The organism is Flavilitoribacter nigricans DSM 23189 = NBRC 102662 (genome assembly GCF_002646595.1).
GTDB classification, from domain to species: domain Bacteria; phylum Bacteroidota; class Bacteroidia; order Chitinophagales; family Saprospiraceae; genus Flavilitoribacter; species Flavilitoribacter nigricans.
In genome coordinates, this window is record NZ_PDUD01000070.1 from 17,954 (window position 1) to 34,000 (window position 16,047).

Consider the following 16,047-nt stretch of genomic DNA (forward strand, 5'->3'; position numbering starts at 1 on the left):
GGACAAAAGTAAAAGCCGGGATCCGGAAAAAACTTAAGCTGGTTTAAGAACGCTTTTTTCTTCTGATCTCACTGAGATATTCGGGCGTGAGACCCAGGTAGGAAGCCAGCAGATACTGGGGCACCCGTTGGGCAAAATCGGGGAACTGATCAATAAAATTCAGGAACATCTCTTCTTTGGAGTAATCGTAGAGATATTTGATCCGCATGATGGTGGCGCCGTAGGCGATCTCGTAGACCTTGCGAAAGTAGGTTTCCAGGGCCGGAAAGTCCGCCAGCAGTTGCTCCTGGCGCTCATAGTCAATGCACAGTACCCGCGATGGTTCTACGGCCTGAATGTAAAACTCCGTGGGTTTCCGGTGGTGAAAGGCCAGATAGTCAGTGAGCCACCAGTCTTCAAGTGCGAGTTTGACGGTCTTTTCCGCGCCCTTATCGCTGACGTAGAACATGTGCAGGCAACCTTCCAATACGAAATAATGATGATCGCAGCGCCGGCCGGCTTCCATGAGCACCTCCTTTTTATCGGGGCGACGGACCTGAAAATAGGAAAGGATCTCCCGGAAATCTGCTTCGGAACAAGTTACGAACTGGCTCAGGTGCCGGTATAGTCGGTGGGTCATAGGCAGCGGGCAATTACCATTCAATAATTAAAGACGGCCCAAATATCTGTAAAAAAGCCGGATCGAATAGAGTTGCCATCCTGCTTTCGGCGGAACCGATAGCGGATTCATTTGCCGGTTGCCTCCTTTCGGACCAAGTGGCCGAAAATTCGTATTATTCGTGCCCGATTTTAAAAACTGCTAAATAATTCTGGATGGATGTATTTGCCGAAGCGCTCGAACAGGCCCGCGCCTTCAGCTGGATCGACTGGACGGCCACCATTACCGCCATTATCTACGTGGTACTCGCCGCCCGCGAAAACATCTGGTGCTGGTTCTGGGGGATCATCAGTTGTAGCCTCTGGGCCTACGCCTCTTTCTATTTCTATCAGCTCTGGATGGATGCTTTGCTGCAAATTTTTTATATTGTGATGGCCTTCGTCGGCATCTACCAGTGGAAATACAGCCAGCAAAGTGGGGGGGTAAAGCGGACCACTCATCTGACGGTACGCGAACATATCACCTACTGGGCCGCCATTCTCCCGGCAACATTCCTTTTCGGCTACTTTTTTGCCAACTATACGCCGGCTGCCGCTACTTATGCCGATGCCTTTACGACCATTTTGTCCGTTGCGGCCACCATTATCCTGGTGCAGAAGAAGTTGGAGACCTGGTTGTACTGGATACTGGCGGATAGTCTGTACGTCTGGCTGTACAGCCGGCAGGGAGCTTATCTTTTTGCGCTGTTGATGGTCATTTACGTAATTATCGCCGCAAACGGTTATTTCAGCTGGCGGCGGCAGATGAAAAATACAGTGGAAATACAGGGATGACAAAACGATTGACGTCTTACATTCTGGACGTCACCGGCCAAAAACGTTCGACCACTTTCTAACAAGCATAAAATACGTAATAATGAGTAGTACTTTTTCACGCAGAAATTTTCTGACCGCGGTCAGCATGCTTGCCGCCGGCAGTGCACTTTCCAGTCCGCTGCACTTCGGCATGGGTAATAAAAAACTCCGGGTAGTACTGACCGGTACCGGGGTGCGGGGGACCAGTTTCTGGGGCCGCCGCCTGGTAGACGAATATCCCGATATTATGGAATTCGTTGGTCTTTGTGATATCAACCCCGGTCGTCTGGCTTACGCTAAAGAATACATGGGAGTCGATTGTCCGACCTTCACCAATTTCGAAGAAATGATCAACACGGTGAAGCCGGATCTGGTGATCGTTACGACGAAGGACTCTACCCACCACCAGTTTATTGTCAAGGGTCTGGACATGGGCTGCGATGTACTCACCGAAAAGCCGCTTACCACGGATGAAGATAAATGCCAGGATATCCTGGATGCGGAGCGCAGATCGAACCGCAACCTGATCGTCGGCTTCAACTACCGCTGGAGCCCCTACATGACCAAGATCAAGGAACTGCTCCACAAGAAGGAAGTAGGTAAGGTAACCTCGGTTGATTTTCACTGGTACCTCAATACTTACCACGGGGCTTCCTACTTCCGTCGCTGGCACGGACTGCGTCAGGCGGGCGGTACGCTCTGGGTACACAAAGCCACCCACCACTTTGATTTGCTTAACTGGTGGATCGATTCCGATCCGGTGGAAGTCACGGCCTACGGTGCCCTGGAACATTACGGCAGCAACGGCCCGTTCCGCGGGGACAAATGCCGGACCTGTGACCATAAAAAGGAGTGCAAGTTCTACTGGGATATCACCAAGGACAAGCGCTCTATGGATCTCTACGTGAAAAATGAGGAATACGACGGTTATATCCGGGACAACTGCCTGTTCCGCCACGATATCAATATCTACGACAAGATGTCGGCTCAGATCAAATACGCCAATGATGTGATCGTCAACTACTCCCTGACGACCTATTCGCCCTTTGAGGGCTGGCGCATTGCCTTCAACGGCATGGACGGCCGTATCGAAGCCTGGCAGGACATTCCCTGGATGGAAAACGAAAGCCTGGATCAGGCGGCGCTGCACGCAGCCGAAATGAGCCAGAACGACAATAAAAATATGGTTTACAATCCGCTCGTGTTACACAAAACCTGGGAGAAACACCAGATGATCCAGGTGGGATACGAGCGCGGTGGTCACGGTGGTGGTGACAGTCGTTTGCAGGACAAGATCTTCAAGGATCCCAGCGCACCGGATCCGCTGAAACACGCAGCCGGAGTACGCGACGGCGCCATGTCCTGCCTGATCGGTATCGCCGCCCGGAAGAGCATCGAATCCGGAGAACCGGTGAAGATCGCCGAACTGACGGACCTCCAGCCGCGTTCCGTTCGCCTCTAGGCACAACCGAAACAAATAATGATCTGATGGGAAAGCCGTGATTTGCACGGCTTTTTCTTTCGGGCAAAGGCTCAACTTTGGGGAAATGAGCGGCAGCAATTGATCGGCTTCACCGCTTTCCCGATAGCGATCGGCGATAACCCTGGCCTCTACGATGTTTTCGGAGTAAAAGTATAACACCAAGCTTCGCCCTCCAGAACGGTTTCCCCATCCTGCCGTTTGATGACGATGCCGAGCTGGGTAACGGGTTTGGAGGCATGTACGCTCAGCACTTCGGCCTCGGCCGTAATGGTGTCCCCGATATAGACCGGTGCGGTAAATTTCCAGTTCTGGCTCAAAAAGACGGTGCCCGGGCCGGGCAGATCCATAGCCACCAGTGCGTGCAGCAGGCCGGTAGTGAGGCCGCCCTGCGCGACGAGTTTGCCGAATTTGGTGCCGGCGGTAAATTCCTCGTCAAAGTGCAGTGGATTGTAATCGCCGCTTAGTTCGGCGAAAGTCTTTACGTGTGCTGCCGTCACGGTCATACTGCGGGTGGCGGTCTGCCCCTTGGTGATTTTTTTCATACTTGTTCTGGTTAGGTGCATGGCACTTCTCGTGCCGATTGCTACGGCGATCATTACGCGGTTCGGGATTACTTCCCGGCCTAAGATACGAATCTGCAGCAGGAATCTGCAAATGGAATAGCCCCCACCGGAATATCCGGTGAGGGCCTTGAACTCAAGAGGGGGGACATTGGATGATGCTTGCGTTGCAGCGTTCCAATGTGCTTAAACCATTTATTCGAACAGTAAAATTTTTCCTTGCTGAGTCTGTTCCCCGGCTACCAGTCGGTAGAAATAGGTGCCTTCGGGCAGACTGTTATCTTTCAGATAGGCCGTGTAGGTCACTCCGGCATCAATCTGCTGATTGAAGATCCGGGCCACCTGTTGGCCGGCGAGATTGAAAATATCGATCGTTGCTCTTTCATTTTCGGTGGCCGTAAACTGGAACTGAACGTCGCCCCGGGCCGGTACCGGGAATACCTGCAGCCTGATCTTTTCGAATTCCGGCGCCAGTGTAGGCAGCCCGATCGGAGCGGTATTGGATTCCGAGGTACTAACATTGGCAATAAAAGGATTCGGACCAAAGGAGAATACTTCTTCCGTACGGCCGCCTTTCACCCAGACCGTGGTGGTGTAATTGGTCCAGTTGCCGTCCAGTTCGTAGGTGAAGGTGGTGCAGCCGTCGATGCCCCGGTTGAAACTTTCGTAGCGCAGGCCATAATCGCTGCTGCAACGTCCGGTTTTCCGATTGTAACGCCCGGATGGGTTTTCCGTGGAAAGGCCGGGATCACTGGATGTCGGATTGATCGCTACTTCGCCACAAGGCAGCGAGAACAGCACATTCGAAACGGCGGGACAGCTTTCGTCCCGTACGCAGACTTCAAAGCTCAGCCTGGTGGTGCCACCGCTGTAGGAGTTGCTCCTCTGGCGAACGACCCAGCAACCGCAGATCTCCTCGATCGTTACACTACACACCGACGTACAACCCTTGGAATCGGTTACGGTGACGGAGTGGGTACCGGCTGTGAGGTTATTAGCCGTAGCGCTGGTATTACCATTATCCCATTTGTAGGAGTAACCACCGTTGCCGCCACTGCCGGATGCAGTAGCCGAACCGTTGGCCAGGGTACAATCGGCCGGCGAATTCTGACTGGCTGAGCAGGACAAGGAACTCGGTTGGCTGATGGTCACGGTACAGGAAGTGGTACAGCCTTCGGAATCGGTCACGGTGACGGAGTGACTACCGGCTTTTAGGTTGTTGGCCGTAGCGCTGGTATTTCCGTTGTCCCATTTGTAGGAATAGCCACCGTTACCACCGCTGGCGGTGACGGTCGCCGAGCCATTACTTTCGCCGTAGCATTCCACGGGCGAGTTCTGTTTGGTCGAACAGCTGAGCCGATCCGGCTGGCCAATGGTCACCGTACAGGAGGTGGTACAGCCCTTGGAATCCGTGACGGTGACGGAATGCGAACCGGCGTTGAGGTTGTTGGCCGTAGCGCTGGTATTGCCGTTATCCCACTTGTAGGAATAACCACCGTTGCCGCCGCTGGGGGTGACGGTGGCAGATCCGTTGCTTTCCCCGTAGCACTCCACCGGACTGTTTTGACTGGCGGTACAGGACAGCATATCTGGTTGGGTGATCGTCACACTGCAGGTCGTGGTACAACCTTTGGAATCGGTTACGGTGACGGAATGCGTACCGGCATTGAGGTTGTTGGCCGTAGCACTGGTGTTGCCGTTATCCCATTTGTAGGAATAACCACCGTTGCCGCCGCTGGGGGTGACGGTGGCCGAGCCGTTGCTTTCTCCGTAACACTCCACGGGTGTATTTTGACCGGCCGAACAGGTCAGCATGTTGGGTTGGGTGATGGTAACGCTACAGGTCGTCGTACAACCTTTAGAGTCGGTGACCGTCACGGAATGACTCCCGGCATTGAGGTTATTAGCGGTAGCGCTGGTATTTCCGTTATCCCATTTGTAGGAATAGCCACCGTTGCCGCCACTGGGAGTGACGGTAGCCGAGCCGTTGCTTTCGCCGTAGCACTCCACCGGACTGTTCTGATTGGCGGTACAGGAAAGCATATCGGGCTGGGTGATCGTCACACTGCAGGTCGTGGTACAACCTTTGGAGTCGGTTACAGTGACGGAATGCGAACCGGCATTGAGGTTGTTGGCCGTAGCACTGGTATTACCGTTATCCCATTTGTAGGAATAACCACCGTTACCGCCGCTGGGGGTGACGGTGGCCGAGCCGTTGCTTTCTCCGTAACACTCCACGGGTGTATTCTGACTGGCCGAACAGGTCAACATATTGGGCTGGGTAATGGTAACGCTACAGGTGGTCGTACAACCTTTAGAGTCGGTGACCGTCACGGAATGACTCCCGGCATTGAGATTATTGGCGGTAGCGCTGGTATTGCCGTTATCCCATTTGTAGGAATAACCACCGTTGCCGCCGCTGGGAGTGACGGTGGCGGAGCCGTTGCTTTCCCCGTAACATTTTACCGGTGAATTCTGGCCGGCCGAGCAGCTGAGTGCATCAGGCTCCGTGATCAATACGCTGCACACGCTGGTACAGCCTTTGGAATCGGTAACCGTAACGTAGTGCGTTCCGGCATCGAGATTGTTGGCGGTGGCGCTGGTATTGCCGTTGTCCCATTTGTAGGAATAGCCACCGGTGCCTCCGGTAGCGACGACCATACCCGAACCGTTGCTTTCTCCATTACAGACAACCGGGAATTTCTGAGAAGCCGTGCAGCTGAAATGGGCCGGTGTTCCAACCGTTACCGGTACTTCGGCGGTACAGCCGTTGGCATCGGTTACCGTACAGGTATACCCACCGGCGGCCAGGTTACTAATGGAAGCCGTGGAGCCGCCGTTGGACCAGGCGTAGGAGTAAGGGGGCTTTCCGCCCATAGCGCTGACGGAGGCCGTACCGTCACTGCTCGGTCCGTTGTCATCATTACAAACGACATCCGTTTTGGAGCCGGTTGCCGCCAGTACACTGGCGATCTCGATCTCGTCGGCCTGTCCGCATTTGGGCGCGATCTCCGCACAATCGTGATTGGCACAGGTACTGCCTTTACCGGCGTCGGTCCAGGACAGTAACACATTGGTCAGTTTCAAACCGTCGCCGCATTTGAAAGTGATAAAGCCATACGAAACGGGAGTGTCCGAGAAGCGGGGCACCGGACCGTTACAGCGCGAGATCGGACAGAGCGAAACGGTTCCATCCGGTGAAGTGATCTCCAGATCGCCGAAGATGGCGAAGGACGTCCGGGTGGAACCGGTCGTGTTTTGCAGTATCAGGAACAATTCGGCGGTGAGTTGTTCTCCGGGGGTACAGTCGGGACAATCTTCGTCCATTTCCAGATAAGCCCCTACTACACTCAGATCCTTGGAGGTGCAATCATTCATGGTTACACCACAATCAGGGTCGTGCAGCGGATTGGGAATGTCGTTGGCATCCGGTGGCTGCGGTACGCAGGTCTGACTGGTTGCCGGCTGTACCGATAGCATCAGAGCCAGAGGAAAGAGTAGCGCTTTTAAAATGGATCTGTAGTTTTTCAGAATTAAATAATTAGCCACGAGCGGGCTTGTGGGTTGACTTGGAATGAGTCCCTTTGTGTTTTTGGTGGTAATCTGTTTCATTTTACCGGGAGTTTGGTGTTGGTCAATTTTTGTGAAAAAATTATTTGAGTGACAATAAACAGCCCGGTCTGCCGGGGTGCATTTAAGCCCGGCAAACGGCAGTGCTGTTACTTTGATAAGTCCGTTTTCGTCGGTCAGAATAATGAATAAAAAATGTGGATAGTGTAAGACTGACCTATGAACTACAAAGACATAAAATTTCTGTTCGCACCGGGGATGCCGGCACGGGAGCATACTAAAGCATAAACAGTTTGTACTAAGTTTTTAGGAATGATCAGTTGCCGGGACCGGAGATTGATCCGGGCCGCAATAATTTTTGAAGACTTTCGGGACAAGAAATTGGATAGAGGGATAAAACAGATAATTAGCAATAAGACAGATCAATTAGATCAAGTGTCAAAAATTGAAAGAAAGCGACAATGGTAGAGGAAAATAAGGACAAGGAAGAAATGAATAGTGACCCCTTGTTTTAGGGTAAGACTAATTTACTGATAATTCTGATAGATGGAAAGCTCTGGGTAAAATTTCTTCCCGAAAATTTACGAATTTCCGCAGAAATGAGAAAAATACCTGTATATAGGGCGATTCCCGGCCGATGTTTTATATCCGGTAGGGAGAAGAGAAAAAATCGCTAAATTAGCCCTGCTTTTCCGAAGGACTGAATACTCCCGTAACCATAAGTAATTTAATATGAGCGAAGGTAAAATGGAAAAAAACCGCGTGGTGTTTAGCCAGCGTAAGATCGGCGGTGAATCCCCGATCATCATTAACGAACTGATCGAGGGAGGGCTTTATTCCAGCTTTTTCGGCACCCTGGATTCGGCCAGGATCAAGAATGCAACCGATCTGGCCCTGGAACTCATCAACTCCTCGGAAGCCGATCTGATCATTATTGATCTGACGAATGTCGATATGATCGATACGGCCATCAGTATGCATCTGGTGCAATTTGTAAAGATCCTCTCTTTGGTTGGAGTAGATGTTATCTTCTGTGGTATTCAGCCTATAGTGGCGCAGGCAATGGTATCGGCCGGGGTGGAGATAAGTGATCGGTTACATATTGTTAAGAATTTAAAATTGGCGCTCCTCGTTGCCTTACAGCGGAAGGGTATGAAGGTCATACCCATTGAATCGTAATGAAAATTTCTGCTACCTCGGGCGTAAACTTCGGAGACTGTTCCCGGAATAATCCGGAATCTAATTTCGTCGGACATTTCTTTAAAAAAATATAGCCATCGCAAATAATTATCCGGTTCGCGAATCCAAAGATGTAAGACTCTGCAGAGAAGCGGTTCGTAAATTAGCTGTTGCCTGTCATTTTGATAATCTGGCAGTGGAGGAACTAGCCCTGGTGACATCCGAACTTTGTGAGAATGCGATCAAACACGCTATTGAAGGAACACTGATCCTGGACGTTGAAAAAGGTGGCCGAATTTTGGTGATCCGGCTGAAAGACCGGGGACCGGGCATTTCCGATATTTCCATGGCTATGGAAAAGGGGTATTCCTCAGTTAAGGGGAGCCTGGGCCTGGGCCTGGAAATAGTACGCCGATTGATGGACGATATCTCCATAAAATCTATAGTAGACCAGGGGACCACCATTGTGGCCAAAAAATTCCTGCCGCTGACCACTGATATCGTCGAATACGGTCTGCTCTCGATCGCTGCGGACGGTTACCTGTATAACGGGGATGCGTACGTCATCAAGGAGTTTGATGGAGACAGCGTGCTGCTGTCGGTGATCGACGGGGTTGGGCAGGGGCTCAAGGCCAATCTGGCTGCTTCCTTTATGGGTCGGTTGATCAAGGAAAATTATCGTCTCCCAACAGCAGAAATTCTGGAGATCTGCCATGAGTTGTTCAAAAAAGGTAAAATGGAGGGCGGTGCGGCCGTCAGTATTGCCAGACTTATGCCCGGTAAATTGGAATACGCCGGTATCGGCGATACCCACGCCTACTGGATCAATGATAAGTTGAACATTTTGAAAAATATTGTAGGTAGTGTCGGGAATTACAATTTCAAACCACCAATCGTCCAGGAGATACCGTTGTCGGAGCCGGTGACGCTTTGTCTCTGTACGGACGGTATACGCAATCTGCTGACCCGACCTCCTATGGAAGAGTTTTCGGACGTACAGCAGCTGGCGAAAATGCTCTATAATCATCATTCCAGATCGTACGGAGATGTGACGGCCCTGGTGGCACACTATAAGCTGTGTGACAGTTGAGTCGGCTGAAAATACAAGATGCTTGAAAAGTTCTACCGAAATATACGATTTTCTGTCCTCTATCATCAGTGCAGCCCCCTACGGGATCATTGCCGTGGATATGATCGGAGAAGTGCTGTTGCTCAACGAACAGGCCCTGCGGTACCTGGAGATCGGCCACAGCCCCAACGAGGTGATCGAGAAAAAACTGGTGGACTTTTTACCACATCTTCCCCAACTGGCCAATGTGGTCAATCAGTGTATCAATTTCGGCCGCGAAAATTTTGACGTATCCGAAACCAGTCCGGGCCGCCGTCATTTAACCATCCGGGGTCGCCAGATCCTGAATGGCATGATCCTCACCATTGAAGATGTAACGGCCACCAAAGAAGTAGAGCGGGCTACCCTGAACGCTATGCTTGATGGGCAGGAAAAAGAAAGGCGGCGCTGGGCCCAGGAGATCCACGATGGGATCGGTCCGGTATTATCTTCCATAAAGATGAACCTGGACGAAGTGCAGGAGGAGGTCTACGCCAAAAGCAGCCCCCGGTATCAGGATAACTTTGAGACGGCCCAGGAGCTACTAAAGTCCGTCACCCGGGACCTGCGCTCTATCTCCCACGATCTGATGCCCAGTGCGCTGGAGGATTTTGGCTTGGTGTCTGCACTGGATAGCCTGTGTAAAAAGTTCCAGACCGGCGACGGTCCCGCTTTACAATTCATTGTGACCGGTGAGATCCAGCGATTGAATTCCAGTATCGAACTGGCTTTATACCGGGCCGGACAGGAATTACTACACAATGCTTTGAAATACGCAAAGGCCACCCGGATCAGCCTGCAACTGATCAAGCACCGGGACAGTATCGTGCTGATGGTGGAAGACGATGGGATCGGATTCAATAAAAATCAGTTCGGAGCCGACAACGGGATCGGACTGAAAAATATCGCTACCCGTATTCAGTCAACCGGTGGGGATTTTGTACTCGAAACGGAGGAGGCGCACGGCACCATGGTGATCATTGAGATCCCGCTGTAAGGATAGGGAGCATTGAATAGTGAAAATGGCAAATTCAATAGCAATGGCAAATTCAACACCTCAAGATCGGTGAAACGATCAATAATGGACCGAACTGTTGCGGTTAGTTTGCCATTGCCATTGATATTGATATTGCCATTGATATTGTCATTGCCATTAAATACCCGCAAAGGGATCCATCAAAACACAACCCAGACATTAAAGAGAAAGCTATGATAAAAGTCATTACAGTAGACGATCATAAGATCTTCAGGGACGGCATCGCTTCGCTGCTGGAAAATGATCCGGAGATCGAGGTGGTAGGGGAGGCAGAGAATGAAAACCAACTGCTGGAACTGATGGCGAAGCAACCAGCGGACGTCATTCTTATGGATATCCACCTGAAGGACAGCAACGGCATCAACATCACGATCCGCATAAAATCCGAAATGCCGGACGTGAAGATCCTCGCTTTTTCCATGCACAATCAGGTGGAGTATGTGGTCAAAATGCTGGAAGCCGGGGCATCCGGTTACCTGCTGAAAGATGCCGGGAAGGAAGAGATGGTCCGGGCGATACGGGTGGTGGCTTCCGGAAACACCTATTACAGTAATGAGATCTCCAATGTGATCCTCCAGGCACTGAACCGGAAAAATGAACCCGAGGTAAAAAGGAATAACGTCCTCACCAAACGGGAAGTGGAAGTACTGAAACTCATTGCCAGCGAATACTCTAACTCCGAGATTGCCAGTCAGTTACACATCAGCGTACGTACCGTAGATACCCACCGACGGAATCTGTTGGAGAAATTAAACGTCAAAAATACGGCCGGATTGGTAAAATATGCCATGAAGGAAAACATACTTGATAGCGAGTAATGCTAGGTGATTTTCCCAGGCCATCTACGAGAAAACATTAGGTCCTACTAACAAAGCAGTATTTTTCAAATTAGGTTTTTTAGCTCTTATACAGGCGCTTATCCCGATCTATCTTTGTCTTATGAAATTTAGCCTCAATTCACTTTTACAAGACTTTGATATGATCGACCGTCCAATAACTGCTCTACTGTTTGTTTCCAATCAGGAAGAAGCCGACCTGATAAAACAACAAGTGCATAAGAGCGCAAGCTCGACGGTAGTTCTAACTGCGTTTACCGTTGATGATTTTAAGAAAAAGTTAGCCTGGTTTCCCACCACCTTCATCGTTATTCGCGATCAGGACATGGTGGACGCTGCAAAAAACATCCTGGAAAAATATGTCTCCGTCCATGGAGAACACGCACCGTTACTGGTCACTTCCACGGATTCCCGCGCACTGACTGACCTGCCCTTCCGTCTGGAAGCGCTTTTCGATAGCACCCGGGAATTTCGGGAGCAACAGGAATTATTGCGTCAGCAAAAGCTGGAGGAACAAAGACGGACTGTACTTTCCCGGGAAACCGGGGCCCAAGATCCGGCTTAGCCTCGGTATTAATTCTTTTCAAACGCCTCCTCTTCGGGCAGTAGCACGAACTGCATGAAATTTTCCGTTCCGAAATATTTTCGGGCGGCATCCTGCAGCATTTTGCTGTCGAGGGTAGCGATCGCTTCCTCCAGCGCCTCCAGTTTTATCCCATCCAGCGGCAGATCGTTCTGGTAACGGGCATTGAGTTGACCCAGCCAGTAGCCGTTCTCCTTGAGATTTTTGATCTTGCTCTGGAGTTGGGTTTCCGTGATCTTTTTAATATCGGTTGCGTCCGCTCCGTTTTCCATGATCTTTTCGATCTCGGATTTAGCCGTGGCGATCAGTTCGTCAACTTCCTCCGGTTCGGCGTTAAAACTAATGGTGATGGAATAGTCCGGCTTCGGATACTGGCCGACATTGGATCGCACCGTTACCCCGTAAACACCACCTTTATCCTCCCGCATGGCTTCGCGCAGTTTGATCCGTACGAGACTGGCCAGGGAGGTGAAGGCGTAGCGGTTCTCGGCGGTGTATTCGAAATCGTCGTGGTAGACCATTTCCACAAGGGCCTTGGGGGCGGCCCCTCTCACCCAGGTCTTCTCTATTTTTCCTTCCACCATATCCGCCTTGACGTCCTTCCATTTTTCCCAGCGACCCTGGGTAGGCAGACTGCCCAGATATTTGAGTAGTAATGGGCGGAAACTTTCCAGGTCGAAATTACCGACAAATATGAAGGTGAAATCACCGGCGTCGGCAAAGCGGTCCTGGTAGATCTCGTAGATCTTATCGATGTCCAGCGATTCGAGATCGGACATTTCCGGCAGCGCCTTACGGCGGGGATGGTCGGCGTATTTCAGTTTGGTTTTCTCGGCGGCAAAATAGTAGTAGGGATTCACCAGAATATTCTGCATAATGGATTTCTGCTGCGTAACGTAGCTCTGCAGTACCTCTTCGTCTTTTCGCGGGGCGGTGAAGTAGAGGTAGATCAGTTCGAAAAGGGTCTCTACATCTTCCGGAGAAGTGCTGCCGTTGAGACCTTCGTTCAACTCGCCGATGTAGGGACCGACACTGATATTTTTACCGGCCAGTTTTTTATTGAGTTCGGAAAGCGGGAAGTCGCTGATCCCACTTTGGTCAATAATGGCCACTGCATTGGTAGCGTTGAAATAATCCTGGTCGTTGTACAACGAGTTACCACCCGGGCTGAAGGCCGTGAAGCGGATCTGGTCATTCTGAAAGTCAGTGGGTTTCAGTACCACTTTGATCCCGTTGGATAGGGTCCATTCCGTTACGCCCAGGTCCGGCCATTTCTTTTCGCCGACGATTTCGCCCATACCCAGTTCCGCATCCAATAGGGGAGCATCCGAGACTTCGTCGATATAGGGATCCAGTTTCAGTTGCTCGATGGAATCCAGAGTGGCCAGGATGGCGTCTTCGGCGGGCAGCGTGGCTCCTTCCTTTTCCGGACCGGTCACCACAATGGTACGATCGGTCTCGGTGATCCACTCCCTGGGCTGGGCGTTGATGTCTTCCAGACTGATGGTAGGTAACAATTTTTCGATCAATGCCAGGCGCTGTTCCGCATCCGTGAACGGACTGTCCTTTAAAAAATGGCTGACCAGTCCGCTGGCTAAACTGCCGGACGGCGTTTTGTCCTGTTCCTTAAAGGACTTTTCCGCCGAGCGCAGGGTCTCGGCCTTGGCCCGTTCGAGTTCCGTAGCTACGAAACCGTGGTCCAGGGCCCGCCGGGTTTCGGTGTATACCGAAGAAAGTCCCTGCAGCACGCCACCTTCGGCCACGAAAGCGTAGAGGAAATAGTTGTCCAGATCCCCGAGGTCGCCCCCGTAACCGGAATACGCAAAGGTAAAGGGCGGATTGGGTTGCTGACGGATCTCTACGAGCCGCGCATTCAGCATGCGGTTGTAGAGGGAGTGCATGATGCTGGTCCGGTAGTCCTGTTCATTTTCCACGGGAGTTTCCGGGTGTTTGATGGACAACTGGATACGGGTAAAGGAATTTTCTTTATCGGTAGCGATCACGAAGCGGGTCTCTTCGTGCCGTGGAATACTGTAGTCTTCCCGTTCTCGTGGTGTTCCGGGATTTTCCAGATCGGAAAAGCGGCGCCGGATCTCTTCTTCCATCCAAAGCAGATCGAAATCACCGACGGCGATCACGGCCATAAGGTCGGGCCGGTACCAGTCCTGATAAAAGCGGCCGATGGTTGCGTAATCGGCATTTTCGATGATCTCCGGATCCCCGATGGGCAAACGCTCAGCGTAGCGGGAACCCTTATAAGTGATGGGAAAGGATTTTTGCTGCAGGCGCTGATCGGGACTCAGGCTGGAACGCCATTCCGAGATCACCACGCCGCGTTCTTTATCGATCTCCTCGGGATCGAGCGTAAGGCCACCGGCCCAGTCCTCCAGGATCAGCAGCCCCTTTTCCAGAAGTTCCGTACTGTCCGTACGGGTTTGCAGCATATAGACGGTCTCCTCGAAACTGGTATAGGCGTTCAGGTCGGGACCGAAGCGGGTGCCGGCCAGTTCGAGAAAATCGATCAGTTCGTTCTTTTCAAAGTTTTCGGTGCCGTTGAAGGCCATGTGTTCAATGAAGTGCGCCAGTCCCTGCTGATCGTCATCTTCCTGCAGCGATCCGGCGTGGACGGCCAGCCGCAGTTCCGCCCGGTTCTCGGGCTTTTCATTGTGCTTGATGAAGTATTTGAGACCGTTGTCCAGTTCTCCGCTGATCACAGTAGGGTCCATAGGCAGCGGTGTGCCCGCAGTCTGGGCAGTTCCCTGGAAAATGAATAGTTGGAGGAGCAGTAAGATGAAATAGCCGGTATGGGCCCGGAACTGGTCATTGCGCGTCATGCTATTTAAGATTAGGGTGATGAAAACTTGGGAGGATACAGTGTACCCTTTAATGTTAACGGCAGTTTTGCCGAAATAGTTGTTGTTGCGTTACTCATCCAGCGGCTCCGACGTCGCCAGGGCGATCACCCGGCCTTCGCTGCCCACGGCATTGTAAAAGTGGTAGACCACGCCGTTCCAACGGACTACCCAGGGCTTATGCGCGTACTGCTGATCGTAATCCTCGGAAGGCGCGATCAGGTCGGGACCTTCCCAGTCTGTCCAGTTCACCAGATCGTAAGAACAGGCGAAGCGTTCGAAAGCGCCGGGTTTCCAGAAGGCACCGAAGTAGAACATCACGTAAAGATTGCCCATACGCACGATCTGGGCATCCCCACAGATGCCTTCGTGCCGGGTAATGAGCGGATCTTCGCCCCAGCGTTCCCAGTGCACCATATCCCGGGAAACGGCCAGTCCGATACTTTCGTAGCGGGCCGTATCACCTTTGGCGTTGTAATACATGAGGAATGGGTAGCCGGTCACCTCTTCGCGATCGTGGATCACGGAGCTCTTGTAGATCTTATCGGTCTCAAACCAGCGCGCATCCTTATCTCCGGGCAAAAGCACCGGATCGGCCAGCCGGCTCCACTGTTCGGATTTGATCAGCGGATCGTAGAAAGCCATGCCGACGCCCAGCGTGCCCTTTTCGTAACCTTCGGTAGCGCCGCCGAGATACGACATCCACAGTTTACCGTCGTGGCCGTACATCTTGTACGTGCCGCCCCAGTCGATATCCACCAGCGCCATATAGCCGGCTTTCTGATTGGCGTCCCAGGTATTCTGGGAAAAGGTGAGCAGGCGGCCGATGGTCCGCCATTGCAACAGGTCCTGGCTTTCCGCCAGCCAGGTTTCGTAACCCTGTCCGTCAAAAACGATATAGCTCATGTACCACTGGCCGTTCTTTCGGAAAACGGTCGGACTGTCTACCATTTTGCCGGAATCCGGATGTTGGAGTACGATACCGTATTTGTACGGCGTCCGGACGGCCCGGTAGACACTGTCCATGACGCTCTGGGGTACGCTTTGGGGCAAATGGGCGGAGCGCGGCGTATGGCAGGCCGACAGGAGAATTAACAATACCCCGATCAGCCCGGGAAATCTGTGACGTTTCGCGAACGGCAGGTAGTAGAATTTCATGCTTGTTTAGGTATTCGGTCCGAAATTTTCGAATGTTGTTCACCAATAGGATGAGGCCCACCGGTGATAGCGGTGGGTGCTCCTGAGAAAAGATCCTACGCCGGCCCGTTAATTAATTCAAGTTGCCTTTAATTTAGATTCTAGCCAAAAGAGACTAGAAAAAGCCAATAAATAGGAATTTTATAGAATCAGAGCGGGAAGCTTAACAATAAGGTTGAGTGCCAAGCGAA

At 51.8% G+C, this 16,047-nt stretch carries 12 protein-coding genes; 7 read left to right on the forward strand and 5 right to left on the reverse strand.

All coding sequences use genetic code 11. The annotated features are described in order from the left end of the window. Window positions 1–43 precede the first annotated feature (43 nt). Window positions 44–619, reverse strand: a complete 576-nt coding sequence (locus tag CRP01_RS39840; protein ID WP_099155697.1) for a Crp/Fnr family transcriptional regulator — start codon at window positions 617–619, stop codon at window positions 44–46. A gap of 194 nt (window positions 620–813) precedes the next feature. On the opposite strand from CRP01_RS39840, the gene pnuC reads away from it, so the two are divergent. Together pnuC and CRP01_RS39850 are read left to right on the forward strand one after the other, a co-directional pair. Then, window positions 814–1,431, forward strand: a complete 618-nt coding sequence (gene pnuC / locus CRP01_RS39845) for a nicotinamide riboside transporter PnuC (RefSeq protein ID WP_099155698.1) — start codon at window positions 814–816, stop codon at window positions 1,429–1,431. Window positions 1,432–1,513: 82 nt separating this feature from the next. Beyond that, window positions 1,514–2,914 (forward strand): Gfo/Idh/MocA family protein, encoded by a 1,401-nt coding sequence (locus CRP01_RS39850; RefSeq protein WP_222845940.1) that lies wholly within the window; start codon window positions 1,514–1,516, stop codon window positions 2,912–2,914. Between the two features lie 149 nt (window positions 2,915–3,063). On the opposite strand, the gene CRP01_RS39855 is transcribed toward CRP01_RS39850, so the two are convergent. Together CRP01_RS39855 and CRP01_RS39860 are read right to left on the reverse strand one after the other, a co-directional pair. After that, window positions 3,064–3,477: a MaoC family dehydratase gene (locus CRP01_RS39855; RefSeq protein WP_099155699.1), complete on the reverse strand. Its 414-nt coding sequence runs from the start codon at window positions 3,475–3,477 to the stop codon at window positions 3,064–3,066. A gap of 213 nt (window positions 3,478–3,690) precedes the next feature. Further along, window positions 3,691–7,107, reverse strand: coding sequence for a T9SS type A sorting domain-containing protein (locus CRP01_RS39860; RefSeq protein ID WP_170110744.1), 3,417 nt, complete (start codon window positions 7,105–7,107; stop codon window positions 3,691–3,693). Between the two features lie 690 nt (window positions 7,108–7,797). On the opposite strand from CRP01_RS39860, the gene CRP01_RS39865 reads away from it, so the two are divergent. The 5 genes from CRP01_RS39865 (at window position 7,798) to CRP01_RS39885 (ending at window position 11,789) form a co-directional block, all read left to right on the forward strand. Beyond that, the gene (locus CRP01_RS39865) at window positions 7,798–8,244 is read left to right on the forward strand and encodes an STAS domain-containing protein (RefSeq protein WP_099155701.1); all 447 of its coding nucleotides are present in this window, start codon (window positions 7,798–7,800) and stop codon (window positions 8,242–8,244) included. 97 nt (window positions 8,245–8,341) lie between these two features. After that, on the forward strand, window positions 8,342–9,334 hold the full coding sequence (locus tag CRP01_RS39870; protein WP_262510354.1) for an ATP-binding protein: 993 nt from the start codon (window positions 8,342–8,344) through the stop codon (window positions 9,332–9,334). A gap of 22 nt (window positions 9,335–9,356) precedes the next feature. Then, the gene (locus CRP01_RS39875; RefSeq protein ID WP_099155703.1) at window positions 9,357–10,349 is read left to right on the forward strand and encodes a sensor histidine kinase; all 993 of its coding nucleotides are present in this window, start codon (window positions 9,357–9,359) and stop codon (window positions 10,347–10,349) included. Window positions 10,350–10,561: 212 nt separating this feature from the next. Then, complete coding sequence (locus tag CRP01_RS39880) at window positions 10,562–11,206, forward strand: response regulator (protein WP_099155704.1); 645 nt, start codon at window positions 10,562–10,564, stop codon at window positions 11,204–11,206. Window positions 11,207–11,366: 160 nt separating this feature from the next. Next, on the forward strand, window positions 11,367–11,789 hold the full coding sequence (locus CRP01_RS39885; RefSeq protein ID WP_099155705.1) for a hypothetical protein: 423 nt from the start codon (window positions 11,367–11,369) through the stop codon (window positions 11,787–11,789). A gap of 8 nt (window positions 11,790–11,797) precedes the next feature. Here CRP01_RS39885 and CRP01_RS39890 read toward each other — a convergent pair whose 3' ends face one another. Both CRP01_RS39890 and CRP01_RS39895 read right to left on the reverse strand, forming a co-directional pair. Continuing rightward, complete coding sequence (locus CRP01_RS39890; protein WP_099155706.1) at window positions 11,798–14,641, reverse strand: M16 family metallopeptidase; 2,844 nt, start codon at window positions 14,639–14,641, stop codon at window positions 11,798–11,800. A 90-nt stretch (window positions 14,642–14,731) separates the two neighbouring features. Continuing rightward, window positions 14,732–15,817, reverse strand: coding sequence for a glycoside hydrolase family protein (locus CRP01_RS39895; protein ID WP_222845941.1), 1,086 nt, complete (start codon window positions 15,815–15,817; stop codon window positions 14,732–14,734). Window positions 15,818–16,047 lie beyond the last annotated feature (230 nt).